Source organism: Winogradskyella alexanderae (genome assembly GCF_020166335.1).
GTDB lineage: Bacteria > Bacteroidota > Bacteroidia > Flavobacteriales > Flavobacteriaceae > Winogradskyella > Winogradskyella alexanderae.
Window position 1 is genome coordinate 62,488 of record NZ_JAIUJR010000008.1, and the last position, 14,814, is coordinate 77,301.

The following is a 14,814-nucleotide window of genomic DNA, read 5'->3' on the forward strand; positions in this document are numbered from 1 at the left end:
AAAAACAACGAACTTAGTTTATCTCAGGCATTAATATATCAAAATAATGAAAACAAGAATAGTTTTTATTCTGCTATTGTTGTCGTTTACATGCAACCAAGAAAAGGCTGGATCTAATGATTCGAAGGAATCATATAATTTGAAAAAAATATCTGACAGAAGAATAGTTGACCTTTCGCATTCTTATTCGCGTGAAACTGTCTATTGGGTTACCGCTAAAGAGTTTGAATTAGATACCGTATTTGAAGGCGAGACCGATAAAGGGTATTATTATTCTGCCTTTAATTTTAGTACCGCAGAACATGGTGGCACTCATTTAGATGCACCAATTCATTTCGCAAAAAAAGGCCAAACCGTTGATGAAATACCTCTCGAAAAACTGATAGGACATGCCATAAAAATAGATGTGTCATCAAATGCCTTAAATAATCCCGATTATTTAATAACTATTGATGATATAATAGCCTGGGAAAAACAGGAAAAAACTAAAATTTCGGATGGTAGTATTGTTTTATTACAAACAGGATTTTCAAAATTCTATCCAAATAGAGTCAAATATTTGGGAACTGACGAAAAAGGAGAAGCCGCAGTTAAAAAGCTTCATTTTCCAGGACTATCTCCAGAAGCAGCCAAATGGCTTGTTGAACAACGGAATATTAATGCCATAGGAATTGACACTCCTAGTATTGATTATGGCCAATCAGAATATTTCCAAAGTCATGTTATTTTATTATCAGAAAATATCCCGGCATTCGAAAATCTTACCAATTTAGACCAACTCCCTAATAGTGGGTTTGAAATAGTTGCTTTGCCAATGAAAATTAAAGGTGGCAGTGGAGCTCCTTTGCGAATAATTGCACTACTAAAGTAAAAAGCCTCAATCGAAAATTAGATTAAGGCTTATTAACGATTTTTTTGATTGATTTAGTCCATATCAAATCGAAGACCAACAGAAATCGATTTTTGATCTATTGCCTGATCTTTAAATAATGGATTAAGATCGTACTTAACATATAATGCGGCACCTCCCCAAGCTAAATAACCGCTTAGCCCATAAACGAATTCGCTTACTTCAAAGCCACTTCTTTGCTTGTCTTTAACGCGCTCACCATTATCTTTATATTTAAGCTTCTGCATACTTCCGATATTGAAACCAGCATAACCACCAAGACCAATTTTTAATTTATTTCGCGTTGAATATCTGAAATAATCATCACGTTCTATCTTTTTTGATGGTCCAAATTCTAAGTGTACGGGGAAAACTAAATTGGTGGTTCTAAATTTTGCCTTATCTAAATCTAAGGCAAACTCTTGAAGTTCAATTTGATCGTTATTGTTTACCAGGAACATGTTGTCTTTAATATCAAATTTGTTCCATTGAAAGGAGAATCCATACTTTAATCTCCAGAAATTCGTATTATCAAATAACCTCGTCTTCCAGGCATAACCCAATTCTACAAAACCAGAACCTCCAAGTTTATATGGTGAATCATCTAAACCTTGCCCATCAATAAGCGCATTATTAAAGCCTATGGCAAAAACAAAATCTTCAACAGTTCTTTTATCATAGCGTCTTGGTTTGTCGTATTCTCTTTTTCCAATATAGATGAAACTTTCGCTAGTATCTTCATCTCCTCCAATTCTAATAATTGTCTGATCGTCATCAGAACGTGGCATACCTACTTGATATGCTTTGTCGGTTCTTTCATAAAGTGCAATTTGCTTATCAATTATTGCCAATTTATCTGCAATGTTCGCCGCTCTTTTTTCGGCTGCTTCTTTCTTTAATTGCTCTGCTTTCTCTGCTGTTATCTCACCATTGTCTAATTGAACATTAATTCTCTCAATGTCTTCCTTTAAGTATTCACGTTCTTGTTTTTCAACATTTTCTTTCTGTTTTTTAAGTTTTTCAATTTGCTCATTTTTATAAATCTCTTGCGTTGATTTTAGTTGTAGCGAATCTATGTTAACGCTATCCATCTTTTTGGTTTGACCATAAGATAAGGTACATAAAAATGATACTAATAATGGGACTACGATTCTTGTAAATGTGTTCATAACTGTTCGTTTTTTGATGATTATTATTTAATTTAAAATTGATTCTCTTTTAATCATTTCTCTGGGCTACAGCAGTTTTAACGGTTTTGTAGCTGTCCTTAAGCATTTCATATACTTTACTTCTAAAGGACTGGCCCATTTCGTCCTGTACCTGCTCTAGCAAGGCGTTTGCGCCTACCATTTTACTGGTATCTTTCATGAGTTTACTTTTCGTAAGTTCTTTACTCGCAAGTTTTAGCAATGAATCTACTTCTCTATTAAGTTCCGCCTCATTTTTATTATCTATAGTTTCAAGTGCCTCAGCAATTGCTGTCTTATTAATTTCAGGTTGCTTTATGATCTCTTCTTTAAGCTTTATTGGATTGTTTTCTTCCAATTTCTCCACAAGTCCATTTGTATTGGATACCAATTGGGATTCTGGTTCAGCTTTAGTTACAGGTAATCTTTTGATATTGTTTACTGAAGGTCGTTTAGTCTGTGACGCTTTAACCTCTTGCATCTCTTCAATAATGTTGCTTTCGTTTGCTAACTGTGTATTATCGGACTCAATTACAACAGCATTTTTATTGGTTTTAACTTCATTTGGTTGTTCGTTAACTACTTGTGGAGCAACCGATGTACTTTCTTCTTTATTAAAAAACTGCACTGAAATTGCAATCATTACTACTAACATAGCGGCAATACTCAACCACCAGTAGATTGGTCTTTTAGTCTTTTTGTCTTCAGCATCCAATCTGTCAGACAGTTTGGCCCATCCCTCTGCAGATGGCGACAAAGTGCGCTTCTCTAGCTTTTCCTTTAGTTGTTCTTCAAATTTAATTGGTGCCATAACTGTTGTTATTTAATTCTTTAATTTTCTGTTGTAGTATTTGTCTTGCTTTGAACAATTGCGATTTTGATGTCCCTTCCGAAATGTTAAGCAACTCTGCTATTTCATAATGTTTATAACCTTCAATAGCATACATAACAAATACCATCTTATAGCCCTCTGGTAAACTATCAATCACCTGCTGTATTTCAGCAACCTCAATAGTTGTATTAATATTATTTGAGTAATCTTTTTCCAAGTAACCATCTTCTGCAACAAACTCTATATTCTTTTGATTGCGCAAAAACGAAATAGCTTCCCTGACCATAATTCGTCTTATCCAACCTTCAAAACTGCCATTATTTTTAAATGACTTAAGGTGCTTAAAAACCTTAAAAAAACCATTAAGCATAACCTCTTCTGCTTGGTGTACATCCTTTATGTAGTATCTGCAGACACTGAGCATTTTTGGTGCATGCAACTCATAAAGTATATGCTGTGCTTCTCGATTATTCTTTGAAGCCTTCTGTATGAGTTTTGTTTCGTTTTTATGAAGTTGTATAACTTTCATGTTGGTTTACGATTGCTCTTCTACTATTAAAGACGCAAATATCGTGTAAATGGTTGCCTGAAAATTAAAAAAAAGTTGAAATATATTTCTTATACCTTGATTATCAGCATTATAAAATCACTTTTTTCTATCAATAACATACTCAACCATAAGCTCAAGTGAAGCCTTGTATGGTGAATCAGGATAATCTTGAAGTAGTTGGATGGCCTCTTCCTGAAAACTTTTCATTTTTTTAATCGCATAGTCCAGTCCACCCTTTTCCTTAACGAAGGCAATAACTTCCTTAACCCTTTTTTTATCCTTGTTGTAGTTCTTTACCGAATTGATGAGCCAAGCTTTCTCCTTCCTTGAGCTATTGTTAAGAACATAAATTAAGGGCAAGGTCATTTTTTGTTCCTTTATATCAATACCTGTGGGTTTGCCAATTTTTTCTTCTCCGTAATCAAAAAGGTCATCTTTTATTTGAAAGGCCATGCCAATGAGTTCACCAAATTTTCGCATGGTATCAATTTGAGGTGTGTTTGGCTTTACGGATGCCGCTCCCAAACTGCAACATGCCGCAATTAGTGTGGCAGTTTTTTGTCTTATGATATCATAGTACACCGCTTCTGTAATATCCAGTTGACGTGCTTTTTCAATTTGAAGTAGTTCGCCCTCACTCATTTCCTTAACCGCAATGGATATTATTTTTAGAAGATCAAAATCATTGTTATCTATTGAGAGCAGCAACCCTTTTGATAACAGATAATCACCTATTAGAACGGCAATTTTATTTTTCCACAATGCATTTATTGAGAAAAACCCACGTCTTCGATTACTATCGTCTACAACATCATCGTGAACTAAAGTGGCTGTATGAATAAGCTCTATTACTGATGCACCTCTGTAAGTACGCTCACTAACCTCGCCATTATTAAGCATTTTAGCCACAAGAAAAACAAACATCGGTCGCATTTGTTTTCCTTTTCTATTAACTATGTAGTGCGTAATTCTATTTAAAAGAGCAACCTTACTAGCCATGGAAAGTTGAAATTTCTGCTCAAAAAGCTCCATTTCATAGGCAATAGGTTGTTTAATCTGTTCTGTAATTTTCATTTATACTTCTGAAAACTTGTGATTTTATGAATCAAGTGGGCAAACCATTACTGAAAAATGTAAAATTACGAATTACAATGCGCTTTAACGTTAAAATTATCAATATTAAGGATTTAACATTTCTAACAGTTAATTATTTGTAACTTAGAATCAATTAATTAATCCTTATTAAATATGAAAAAAATTACTTTACTCTTTACATTATTATTTTCAACTAGTATCATTTTCTCGCAAGTCGTATTGACTGAAGATTTTGAAGGCGGTCTAAGTTTACCAGCTGGTTGGGCCAATACGGACACACCAGGTAATGGAGAAATCTGGACTTTTGAAACTGGTGGCGAAGCACCATTTTTTGGAGCTGGCAATACAGTTTTTTATGATCCAGCTGGTATGGCCGGAAATTATGCAATATTCAATAGTGATGCATACGGCAACAATGGAACTGCGGAAGAATCAGCACTAGAAAGCCCTATTTTTGACTGTGGGTCTTTAACAAATGTTACATTACGATTTAATCATTTATTTTTAAGTGGCTTCGGCGGTGAAGGTTATGTTGAAGTTTTTGATGGTACTACCTGGCAAACCGTAATAGATTATATGGAACCTCCTATAGCATCTGGTACACCTGAATTTGGTTTGGTTGAATTAGATGTATCTGCTGAATTAGCAGGCGTGACAAATGCGCAGGTAAGGTTTAGATGGGTAGGAAACTGGTCTTATTACTGGGCCTTTGACAATGTTGAAGTATTCCAGTGTACTGTGAGTGCTCCTGCTCCTGTAGTTTCACCTATGCCAATGGACGCGGCAACAAATGTAGCCTTAGATCAGACTGACGCTACTAACTTCCCAAACAGAGTATTTTTCTCATGGGTAGATGGACCTGGTGATCCCGGAAATTCCTACACACTAAATTTAGGCGTGCAGAATCCACCAACAGATAATACTTTTACCGGATTCCCTAATGGCGATTTTATTTTCAATTTAGCCTACGATACTACATATTTTTGGTCAGTTGAAAGTATTAATTGTGCAGGTTCTTCTACATCTGCCGTTTGGAGTTTTACAACGGAACAAGATCCTGCCTTATCTATTGATGAAGTCGATTTAAATGTAGTTAGTGTTTCTCCTAATCCTACAAAAGACATTCTCAACATTAGAACTAATTTAGATTTGGATAGTGTACAAGTATATAATTTACTTGGTCAATCTGTGGCTCAATTCAGTGGTAATAGTTTGGCTAATAAGTCAATTAACTTATCAAATCTTGAAGATGGGTTATATATGGTTGAGGTCATTGCTGGAAATAAGCGCCAAACTTTTAAGGTGAATAAAAACTAAATAATTATTATTTAATCAAAAAAAAGCGACCGCACTTCGAGAACCTCAGTGACCGGTCGCTTTTTTTATGTTTTATTGGCCAATTGACCACATGCTGCGTCAATATCCTTACCTCTACTTCGCCTTACCGTTACCGTAATATTATTGGCCTCTAAAATATTTATATACATGTCTAAGGCTTTGTTGTCTGCTTGTTGAAACTCACCATCATCAATAGGATTATACTCAATTAAGTTTACCTTGCTTGGGGCAAACTTGCAAAACGCTACTAGTGCATCTACATCTTTTCTTTTATCATTTATTCCTTCCCAAACTACATATTCATATGTTATTCTATTCTTAGTTTTGGCATACCAATATTGAAGTGCCTCCCTTAAATCTTTCAATGGAAAAGTCGCGTTGAAAGGCATAATCGATGTACGCACTTCATCTAATGCAGAATGCAAGGATACGGCAAGCTTAAACTTAACCTCGTCATCTGCCAATTTCTTAATCATTTTTGGAACACCAGAGGTTGATACTACAATCCTTTTTGGAGACATGCCTAAACCTTCTGGCGATGTAATTTTATCTATGGCCTTTAAAACATTATTATAATTCATTAGCGGTTCTCCCATTCCCATAAAAACAATATTGCTCAAAGGCCTGTTAAAATACAATCTGCTTTCATTATCTATTGCTACGACCTGATCATAGATCTCATCGGGATTGAGATTACGCATGCGCTTTAAGCGCGCTGTGGCACAAAACCTGCAATCTAAACTACATCCTACTTGTGAAGAAACACAAGCTGTTGTGCGGTTTGGTGTTGGAATTAACACCGATTCAACAATTAAATCGTCATGTAGTCTAACCGCGTTTTTTATTGTGCCATCTGCACTGCGCTGCATTTGATCTACCTTTATGTGGTTAATAACAAAATGCGCCTTCAACATTTCCCTTGTATCTAGAGAGATGTTGGTCATGTCTTCAAAACTATGCGCAGACTTTTGCCACAACCATTCATATACTTGATTACCACGAAAGGCCTTGTCCCCTTGTTTTATAAAGAAATTTCTTAATTGCGCTTTAGTTAAAGCACGTATATCTTTTTTCTTGACCTCCATCATTGCAAAAGTACTTAATTGTATGGTAATGGTACTACATAAAAAAAGCCTCTTAACGAGGCTTATCTTTGGTTATTTCTATCTTAAATAATAAGCATTGCATCACCATATGAATAGAATCTGTATTTTTCTTTCACAGCTTCTTCGTATGCATGTTTTACGAAGTCGTGACCTGCAAACGCCGAAATCATCATTAATAAGGTTGATTTAGGTGTATGGAAGTTTGTAATCATACTATTGGCGATGCTGAACTCATATGGTGGAAAAATAAACTTATTGGTCCAACCTTCGTATGGATTCAATCTGCCACTGGATGATACAGAACTCTCAATTGTTCGCATTGAAGTTGTACCTACTGCACAAACACGTTTCTTTTTTTCAATGCCACGGTTTACAATGGCTGCTGCTCTTTCGTCAATGAAGATTTCTTCACTGTCCATTTTATGCTTAGACAAATCTTCTACTTCAACTGGGTTAAAAGTACCTAAGCCAACATGCAGGGTTACTTCAGCCATTTCTACACCTTTAATTTCTAGTCGCTTCAATAAATGCTTAGAAAAGTGCAGTCCAGCAGTTGGTGCCGCAACAGCACCTTCATTTTTTGCAAAAATGGTTTGGTAGCGCTCTTCATCTTCTGGCTCTACATCTCTTTTAATATACTTTGGAAGCGGTGTTTCCCCTAGTTCGCGTAATTTACTTCTAAAATCCCTGTAGGAACCATCATATAGAAAACGAAGTGTTCTTCCCCTTGAGGTTGTATTGTCAATAACCTCAGCCACTAAACTTTCGTCTTCACCAAAATAAAGCTTATTACCTATTCTAATTTTACGTGCTGGATCTACCAATACATCCCATAACCTTTGATCTTGATTTAACTCACGTAACAAGAATACTTCAATGCGAGCACCGGTTTTTTCCTTATTACCGTATAAACGCGCTGGAAAAACTTTCGTGTTGTTTAGGATCATAACATCACCTTCATCAAAATAATCAATCACATCCTTAAAGTGTTTATGCTCAATGGTTTGATTTTGCCTGTCTAAAACCATTAAGCGCGATTCGTCTCTGTGCTCTGCAGGATGTTCAGCTAATAATTCTTCTGGAAGGTTAAAGTTAAAGTGTGATAGTTTCATAAGCGAATTCGAATTTTTTTGAAGTTGCAAATATACAACCTCCACATAGGCGTTGTCAAGTAATTGAAGGTTTATTTTAATTCGAAGCCTATATGGCCTAAATCCTCCCAAAACCCTGGATACGACTTGCTAACTACATGAGCATCTTTAATTGTCAAGGTAGTTTTAAGTCCCAAAGGTGCAAATGCCATTGCCATACGATGGTCATTATAAGTTGCAACGTTAACATTTTCCCCTATTTCATTGGATGCCTTGAGATGTAATGAATTTTCTGTAATACTAACCTCAGCGCCAAATTTTTCAAGTTCAGTTTTAAGTGCAACAAGCCTATCTGTTTCTTTAATTTTTAAAGTATGTAATCCTGTTAAACTACAAGTCCTTCCACTTCCAAAAGCCGTGACCACAATAGTCTGCGCTATGTCTGGAGCATCACTTAAATCCAATTCTATTGGATTTTCGGAATCATATTGATTCGTTTTCTTTAGTATAATCGAATCATTATTATAGGTTGTTTGTACACCAAACATCTTGTAAATCTCGGCTAAGACAGCGTCACCTTGTAAGGAATTTTTCTTGTATGATGAAAGCTCTATTTCAGTATTTATATTACTCAACGCAACCACACTATAGAAATAGGATGCCGAAGACCAGTCGGACTCAACAACTAATTTTTTCCTCTTTGGTTTACCATAAAGTGGATTTACACTAATTGTATTTCCTATAAACTGAGTTTCAATTCCTATTTCATTTAATAAAGAAAGGGTCATTTTGATATAAGGAACCGATGTAATTTCACCGTCTAATTTTAGAGTAATACCATTTTTTAGTGTTGATGCTATTAACAATAACGCGGAAATATACTGACTGCTCACGTTTGCTTGAAGTGACACTTTATCTTTTGATAATGGTTTACCAACAATCTTAAGAGGTGGATAACCTTCCTTTTCCAAGTAGAAGATTTCCGCCCCTAATTCCCTCAACGCATCAACAAGAATTTTTATTGGTCGTTCTTTCATACGTTTTGATCCTGTAAGCACAATTTCTCTTTCTACTTGGGTCGAAAAATAAGCGGTTAAAAAACGCATTGCTGTACCTGCGTGATGAATATCAATGACGGTATCAGTAGATTTTAATGCCTTTTGCATCAACACAGAGTCATCAGAATTTGAAAGGTTGAAAACTTGAATTTCTGGATAAAGTGCCTGAAGTAAGAGTAAGCGGTTAGACTCGCTCTTAGAACCCGTTATTTCAATCTTTGATTTTGGATGAATTTTAGATGTTTTGAGTAGTTGTATATCCATAAAAAAATTCCCGCATTTTGCGGGAATAAAATTACTTTAATTTCTCATTATTATGATGCCTATTGTGGTCGCGTTTTGTTTTTTTATCCATTTTTCTGTCAAAAGCCTCTTGCAGGTCAATCCCTGTTTGATTGGCAAGGCAGAGCACAACAAAAACAACATCTGCTAATTCTTCTCCAAGGTCTTTGTCCTTATCACTTTCTTTCTCGCTCTGTTCGCCATAGCGCCTAGCAATAATTCGCGCTACCTCACCTACCTCTTCTGTTAGTTGAGCCATATTGGTTAGCTCATTAAAATAGCGCACACCGTGCTCTTTTATCCAATGGTCTACTACTTCTTGTGCGTTTTTGATCTCCATGATTTATTCTCTGTTTTTTGAATCTATAATTATGGTAACCGGCCCATCGTTTACCAAGTTCACTTTCATATCGGCACCAAACTCACCGGTTTGTATAGGCTTACCCAATGTGTATTGAAGTTCTTCAACAAACTTCTCATACAACGGTATAGCAACATCTGGTTTGGCAGCTTTGATATAACTAGGCCTATTACCTTTTTTGGTACTTGCATGCAATGTAAACTGGCTTACTGCGATAATCTCTCCACCTAAGTCTAATATCGATTTATTCATTACATTGTTCTCATCAGGGAAAATCCTAAGATTTACAATTTTATTGCACAACCAATTAATATCTTCATGATTATCCTCATTAACAACTCCCAAAAGCACTAAAAGACCATTGCCTATTGACGCCACTTCCTTATCACCAATTATTACCGAAGCTTCTGAAACTCTTTGAATCACAACCCTCATAAGTTATCCCAATTATCAGTTCTATAACTTTCTTCCTCACCTTCTAATATTTGCAGATAACTTCTGTATCTTGAATAGGAAATGTCATCGTTTTCCAATGCCTCCTTCACAGCACATTTAGGTTCTTTTAAATGCAAGCAATTATTGAATTTACAGTCTTGTTTTAAAGCAAAAAATTCCGGAAAATAATCGCCTACTTCCTCCTGTTCCATATCCACAACGCCAAAACCTTTTATACCTGGAGTATCAATAATCTTTGCATCAAAACTAAGATCAAACATTTCAGCAAATGTTGTGGTATGTTGACCTTGCATATGCTGTTCTGAAATTTCTTTGGTCTTTAAATCAAGAGAAGGTTCTATTGCATTTACCAAAGTAGATTTACCGACACCCGAATGCCCACTAAACATACTTACTTTATTCTCCATCAATGCTTTCACCTTATCCACATTTTCACCTGTTACTGCAGAAATTTCAATACACTCATAACCAATTTTTCGATACAGACTGGCCAAATATTTTACCTCAAGTAATTCATCCTCATTATAGGTGTCTATTTTATTGAAAAGCAGTATGGTTTTGATTGAGTAAGCTTCTGCTGTTACTAAAAACCGATCAATAAAACTTGTAAAGGTCTGGGGATTATTAATAGTAATTAAAAGAAAGACCTGGTCTATATTTGAAGCAATAATATGTGTTTGCTTAGATAGCTTAACGGATTTACGGACGATGTAGTTCTTGCGTTCCTCAATGCGATTAATTACACCTGTCTCCTCATTATTTTTGGTCTCCAACTCGAATTGTACAATATCACCAACGGCTATAGGATTGGTACTCTTAATGTCGTCAATTCTAAAACGACCTTTAATTCTACATTGGTAAAACTTACCATTCATGGTTTTAACTGAGTACCAGCTCCCTGTAGATTTATAAACCGTTCCGACCATTGTTAACATTAATCATAACAAAGAAACAATAATTAAGAATAAACCAATAATAATAATTCAATTTGAATTACTATTTCCTGCATCAGGACAAACCTTTTGTAATCTTGTTTCATTTTTGCAGATACAAAATAGTATAGAAATACCTTCCTTTACATATACAATATCAATCAAAGACGATAAGCTTGAACAATTTAAATGAACTTATGAAATTCAATTTTAAAATTCAGGAAAAATATTTGACCAAAAATTTCTAAATATTGAAATGATCTGATTTTTATCTCTATTCGAAAAAAAGTAGTATTTTTTGTTTTATTGCCTAAAATTATTACAAAATGGAATTTAGTAATGTTATCCTTATTATCTATGTTATTATACTGATAATCATTTGCTTAAGAATAATTCTTAATACCACAACACCAAGTAAGGGTTTAGCTTATTTACTATTAATATTTTCATTGCCTATTGTTGGAATTATATTTTATTTAAGCGTTGGATTAAACTACAGAAAGCGCAAACTGTATCAAAAAAAAATAGATATTGATAGTAAAGCATTGCCCCAATTAAAGGAAAAAAGCCTTTACTACACTGAGAGTTTATTACGTAGACATAAGGCTAAACTTGCCATTTTCTACCCTCTTGCTCAATTTCTTAGTAATAAGCATATCATATCAGACAATAATGATGTTAAACTTCTGTTCAATGGGGAAAAGACTTTTCCGGAAATATTAAAAAGTTTAAAGTTAGCAAAGCATCATATTCATTTTGAATACTATATCTATGAGAATGATATTATAGGAAATGAAATTGCTCAAATTCTCATTTCTAAAGCAAGGGAAGGTGTTGAAGTTCGGTTTATATACGATGACTTTGGGAGTAAAAATATCCGATCAAATATTGTAAAAAAGCTTCAAAAAAATGGTGTTGAGGCTTATGCATTCAACAAAATTAATTTTGTTCAACTAGCAAATAGGCTCAACTACAGAAACCATAGAAAGATAATCGTTATTGATGGCGTAATTGGCTATGTTGGTGGTATTAACATCTCTGACAAATATATAAATCCAACCAAAACAAATGTCTATTGGAGAGACACGCATTTAAAGATTCAAGGCAATGCGGTTTTTAATCTCCAATACACATTTTTAACAGACTGGAATTTTTGCTCTAAGCAAAATCTTGGGTTTTCGAGTGATTTTTTCCCAATAGATGAGATGAAACTCAAAAAAGGTGAAGAATTGGTTCAAATTGTATCAAGCGGACCTGATACGGACCATCCGAACATTATGTATTCATTAATACAATCAATTCTTTTGGCTAAAAAAGAAATCTTGATCACCACACCATATTTAATTCCTAACAATTCTTTCTTGAATGCGCTAAAAATAGCCGCATTAAGTAATGTAAGTATAAAAATTATAGTTCCTAAGGTTTCAGATTCAATTATTGTTGGAGTCACGACTACCTCATTTTTTGAGGAGCTACTCGAAGTTGGTATTAAGATATATCGCTATAATAAAGGATTTGTACACGCCAAAACTATGGTATGTGATGAATTGGTATCACACGTTGGTACTGCAAACTTAGACAATCGTAGTTTTGAATTGAATTTTGAGATTAATGCTATAGTATTTAATGAAAAAACAGCAAAATCACTGAAAATACAATTTGAAAAGGATTTGAAAGATTCAAAAGAAGTTTATCTTAACAATTGGAAAAAAAGACCTTTCTTCCGATTATTAATAGAGAAAATTCTTCATCTTTTTTCCTCATTAATGTAATTTAGACAAACCAAATTTGTAATGTACATAATACCCATCCAAAGTTAACTTTCTTTAAGGTGCTAAAAACTAAATTCAAAATGAAATGCAATATATCAGCTCTTATCACAGCGTTAGTAATTTTCGGTCTTCTGTCTTGTAATAGTTTATTTGGGCAAAATATTATAACAAATCAAAGTATTGATTCTACGGAAATTAAAGTTAATAAAACTGATCCTCTAGGTCGTTTAACTCCTCGAAGTTGTATTGATGGTTTTTTTAAATCCATAGCTAATAACAACTACTTAAAAGCTTCAAAATACATTAATTATCCCGTGAATATAGAAACGGATAATGATAGCATAATGATAGCGCTTGTTAAAAAGTTTGAAGTAGTTTTAAATAAGCATGGCAAAATCGATCCTGTAAGAATATTAAATAATTCAACCGAAGGTAATAATAATGATGGTTTGGGCCTCAATTTTGAGAATGTTGGCACCCTAGAATTAGACCAAAATACGGCACCCTTTTTACTCGAAAAAGTCAAATTAGATAACAATCTTAAAATATGGTTGATTTCTAGTGAAACTTCAGGTAATATTATTAACTACCTCAATAATAATATTAACTACTACAACAATTACACATCCACCAACAATAAGTATTCTAAATGGTTAGGTGCCCCTGCCCTTGACTGGTTAGCTATGATCATTCTGGCCTTAGCTTCCTATGTTTTAGCTTGGTTAATTACTGTTATAATCTCGTTTTTTGTAAGGTCATTTTGGAAAAATTTTAAGCAAAGTAAGTATAGTAGGTTTCTCAGAGCTTTACTAATTCCGCTTCGTTTAGTTTTTACAGTCTTAATTGTCTTGAATATTTCAAGAATTCTAGGACTGTCAATTGTGGTGAGGCAAGCATTTGGTGTTATAAACCTCATACTAATGTGGACTGCATTGTTCATTTTTATCTGGTTACTAATTGACGCCCTTTCTTCTTTTGCCGATGATCGTTTGCGAGAACGACAGATTTTTAGTGGTCTTTCTGCCATATCATTCCTTAAAAACAGTGCAAAATTTTCCTTGATCATTATTGCCATATTGATCATTTTTGAAACCTTAGGATTCAATATCACAGCTGGGATTGCGGCCTTAGGTGTTGGCGGTATTGCTTTAGCCCTTGGTGCTCAGAAAACTGTAGAAAATATCGTTGGTGGATTGTCTGTTGTCTTTGACCAGCCTGTAAGTGTTGGTGACTTCTGTAAATTTGGAAATACCTTAGGGACCGTCGAAAAAATAGGCATGCGCTCCACTAGAATTAGAACCACAGCAAGGACTGTGGTTACAATACCTAATGCTGATTTTTCATCACAAATAATTGAAAACTTTGCTAAACGTGATATGTTTCTATTTCAAACCACTATTGGATTGAGATATGAAACATCGACCAATCAAATGCGATACATCCTTATTGAATTAAGAAATTTATTGTATGCACATCCAAAAGTAGATCGAAATCCAGCCAGAGCAAGATTCATTGGTTATGGCAGTGATGCACTTAATGTAGAGTTGTATGCATATATTCTAGCTGCCGATTGGAATGAGTTTTTAGCGGTACAAGAAGACATTAATTTAAGAATTGCAGAAGTTGTAGAGTCTAGCGGTAGTGGTTTTGCATTTCCATCACAAACAGTTTACCTTTCTAAGGATCAAGGACTTTCAGAATCTAAAAAGAAAGCTGCCGAAGAGAAAGTTCAAAAATGGATTGATGATGACGAACTCCAAATGCCTGAGTTTGATGAAAATACAATAGTCAAAATTGAAAATACAATTCAATATCCTATTAGAAAATCAAATAATAATTCAGAAAACGAACAGAAGTTATAAAGA

Annotated in this window: 14 protein-coding genes; 4 read left to right on the forward strand and 10 right to left on the reverse strand. The window is 34.4% G+C overall.

Going from position 1 to position 14,814, the window contains the following annotated elements; genetic code table 11:
* Nucleotides 1-46 precede the first annotated feature (46 nt).
* Nucleotides 47-871 (forward strand): cyclase family protein, encoded by an 825-nt coding sequence (locus LBU54_RS11950; protein WP_224529968.1) that lies wholly within the window; start codon nt 47-49, stop codon nt 869-871.
* 53 nt (nt 872-924) lie between these two features.
* Here the strand turns inward: LBU54_RS11950 and LBU54_RS11955 are convergent, their stop codons facing one another.
* From LBU54_RS11955 to LBU54_RS11970, 4 genes are all read right to left on the reverse strand, one after another.
* Nucleotides 925-2,058, reverse strand: a complete 1,134-nt coding sequence (locus LBU54_RS11955; protein ID WP_224529970.1) for a hypothetical protein — start codon at nt 2,056-2,058, stop codon at nt 925-927.
* Nucleotides 2,059-2,107: 49 nt separating this feature from the next.
* Entirely contained in the window at nt 2,108-2,887 is a 780-nt protein-coding gene (locus LBU54_RS11960) for a hypothetical protein (protein ID WP_224529975.1), read from the reverse strand.
* Nucleotides 2,874-3,437, reverse strand: coding sequence for an RNA polymerase sigma factor (locus LBU54_RS11965; RefSeq protein WP_224529976.1), 564 nt, complete (start codon nt 3,435-3,437; stop codon nt 2,874-2,876). The genes LBU54_RS11960 and LBU54_RS11965 overlap by 14 nt, the downstream gene beginning before the upstream one ends.
* 117 nt (nt 3,438-3,554) lie before the next feature.
* Nucleotides 3,555-4,532 carry a polyprenyl synthetase family protein gene (locus LBU54_RS11970; protein ID WP_224529979.1) on the reverse strand — a complete coding sequence of 326 codons (978 nt, stop codon included), beginning with the start codon at nt 4,530-4,532 and terminating at the stop codon, nt 3,555-3,557.
* Nucleotides 4,533-4,706: 174 nt separating this feature from the next.
* On the opposite strand from LBU54_RS11970, the gene LBU54_RS11975 reads away from it, so the two are divergent.
* On the forward strand, nt 4,707-5,870 hold the full coding sequence (locus LBU54_RS11975) for a T9SS type A sorting domain-containing protein (protein WP_224529981.1): 1,164 nt from the start codon (nt 4,707-4,709) through the stop codon (nt 5,868-5,870).
* Nucleotides 5,871-5,935: 65 nt separating this feature from the next.
* On the opposite strand, the gene rlmN is transcribed toward LBU54_RS11975, so the two are convergent.
* The 6 genes from rlmN to rsgA all read right to left on the reverse strand — a co-directional run bounded on the left by rlmN (nt 5,936) and on the right by rsgA (nt 11,171).
* Nucleotides 5,936-6,976 carry a 23S rRNA (adenine(2503)-C(2))-methyltransferase RlmN gene (gene rlmN / locus LBU54_RS11980; RefSeq protein WP_224530334.1) on the reverse strand — a complete coding sequence of 347 codons (1,041 nt, stop codon included), beginning with the start codon at nt 6,974-6,976 and terminating at the stop codon, nt 5,936-5,938.
* Nucleotides 6,977-7,059: 83 nt separating this feature from the next.
* On the reverse strand, nt 7,060-8,109 hold the full coding sequence (gene queA, locus LBU54_RS11985; protein ID WP_224529984.1) for a tRNA preQ1(34) S-adenosylmethionine ribosyltransferase-isomerase QueA: 1,050 nt from the start codon (nt 8,107-8,109) through the stop codon (nt 7,060-7,062).
* Between the two features lie 71 nt (nt 8,110-8,180).
* Nucleotides 8,181-9,410, reverse strand: coding sequence for a 3-phosphoshikimate 1-carboxyvinyltransferase (locus LBU54_RS11990; RefSeq protein ID WP_224529986.1), 1,230 nt, complete (start codon nt 9,408-9,410; stop codon nt 8,181-8,183).
* A 31-nt stretch (nt 9,411-9,441) separates the two neighbouring features.
* Nucleotides 9,442-9,768, reverse strand: a complete 327-nt coding sequence (locus LBU54_RS11995; protein WP_224529988.1) for a nucleotide pyrophosphohydrolase — start codon at nt 9,766-9,768, stop codon at nt 9,442-9,444.
* Nucleotides 9,769-9,771: 3 nt separating this feature from the next.
* Nucleotides 9,772-10,224 (reverse strand): D-aminoacyl-tRNA deacylase, encoded by a 453-nt coding sequence (gene dtd / locus LBU54_RS12000; protein WP_224529991.1) that lies wholly within the window; start codon nt 10,222-10,224, stop codon nt 9,772-9,774.
* On the reverse strand, nt 10,221-11,171 hold the full coding sequence (rsgA, locus tag LBU54_RS12005; RefSeq protein WP_224529999.1) for a ribosome small subunit-dependent GTPase A: 951 nt from the start codon (nt 11,169-11,171) through the stop codon (nt 10,221-10,223). Before rsgA ends, dtd begins: the two co-directional genes overlap by 4 nt.
* Nucleotides 11,172-11,503: 332 nt before the next feature.
* On the opposite strand from rsgA, the gene cls reads away from it, so the two are divergent.
* Together cls and LBU54_RS12015 are read left to right on the forward strand one after the other, a co-directional pair.
* Nucleotides 11,504-12,949: a cardiolipin synthase gene (cls, locus tag LBU54_RS12010; protein WP_224530001.1), complete on the forward strand. Its 1,446-nt coding sequence runs from the start codon at nt 11,504-11,506 to the stop codon at nt 12,947-12,949.
* Nucleotides 12,950-13,029: 80 nt separating this feature from the next.
* Complete coding sequence (locus tag LBU54_RS12015; RefSeq protein WP_224530003.1) at nt 13,030-14,811, forward strand: mechanosensitive ion channel family protein; 1,782 nt, start codon at nt 13,030-13,032, stop codon at nt 14,809-14,811.
* The last annotated feature ends 3 nt before the right edge of the window (nt 14,812-14,814 follow it).

Excerpts from the sequence above, each read along its gene's own strand:
- LBU54_RS11950 (WP_224529968.1), top strand. The coding sequence starts at position 47 with ATGAAAACAAGAATAGTTTTTATTCTGCTATTGTTGTCGTTTACATGC.
- rsgA (WP_224529999.1), bottom strand. The coding sequence starts at position 11,171 with ATGGTCGGAACGGTTTATAAATCTACAGGGAGCTGGTACTCAGTTAAA.
- LBU54_RS12015 (WP_224530003.1), top strand. The coding sequence starts at position 13,030 with ATGAAATGCAATATATCAGCTCTTATCACAGCGTTAGTAATTTTCGGT.
- LBU54_RS11955 (WP_224529970.1), bottom strand. The coding sequence starts at position 2,058 with ATGAACACATTTACAAGAATCGTAGTCCCATTATTAGTATCATTTTTA.
- LBU54_RS11995 (WP_224529988.1), bottom strand. The coding sequence starts at position 9,768 with ATGGAGATCAAAAACGCACAAGAAGTAGTAGACCATTGGATAAAAGAG.
- queA (WP_224529984.1), bottom strand. The coding sequence starts at position 8,109 with ATGAAACTATCACACTTTAACTTTAACCTTCCAGAAGAATTATTAGCT.
- rlmN (WP_224530334.1), bottom strand. The coding sequence starts at position 6,976 with ATGGAGGTCAAGAAAAAAGATATACGTGCTTTAACTAAAGCGCAATTA.
- LBU54_RS11990 (WP_224529986.1), bottom strand. The coding sequence starts at position 9,410 with ATGGATATACAACTACTCAAAACATCTAAAATTCATCCAAAATCAAAG.
- LBU54_RS11975 (WP_224529981.1), top strand. The coding sequence starts at position 4,707 with ATGAAAAAAATTACTTTACTCTTTACATTATTATTTTCAACTAGTATC.
- LBU54_RS11960 (WP_224529975.1), bottom strand. The coding sequence starts at position 2,887 with ATGGCACCAATTAAATTTGAAGAACAACTAAAGGAAAAGCTAGAGAAG.
- dtd (WP_224529991.1), bottom strand. The coding sequence starts at position 10,224 with ATGAGGGTTGTGATTCAAAGAGTTTCAGAAGCTTCGGTAATAATTGGT.
- cls (WP_224530001.1), top strand. The coding sequence starts at position 11,504 with ATGGAATTTAGTAATGTTATCCTTATTATCTATGTTATTATACTGATA.
- LBU54_RS11970 (WP_224529979.1), bottom strand. The coding sequence starts at position 4,532 with ATGAAAATTACAGAACAGATTAAACAACCTATTGCCTATGAAATGGAG.
- LBU54_RS11965 (WP_224529976.1), bottom strand. The coding sequence starts at position 3,437 with ATGAAAGTTATACAACTTCATAAAAACGAAACAAAACTCATACAGAAG.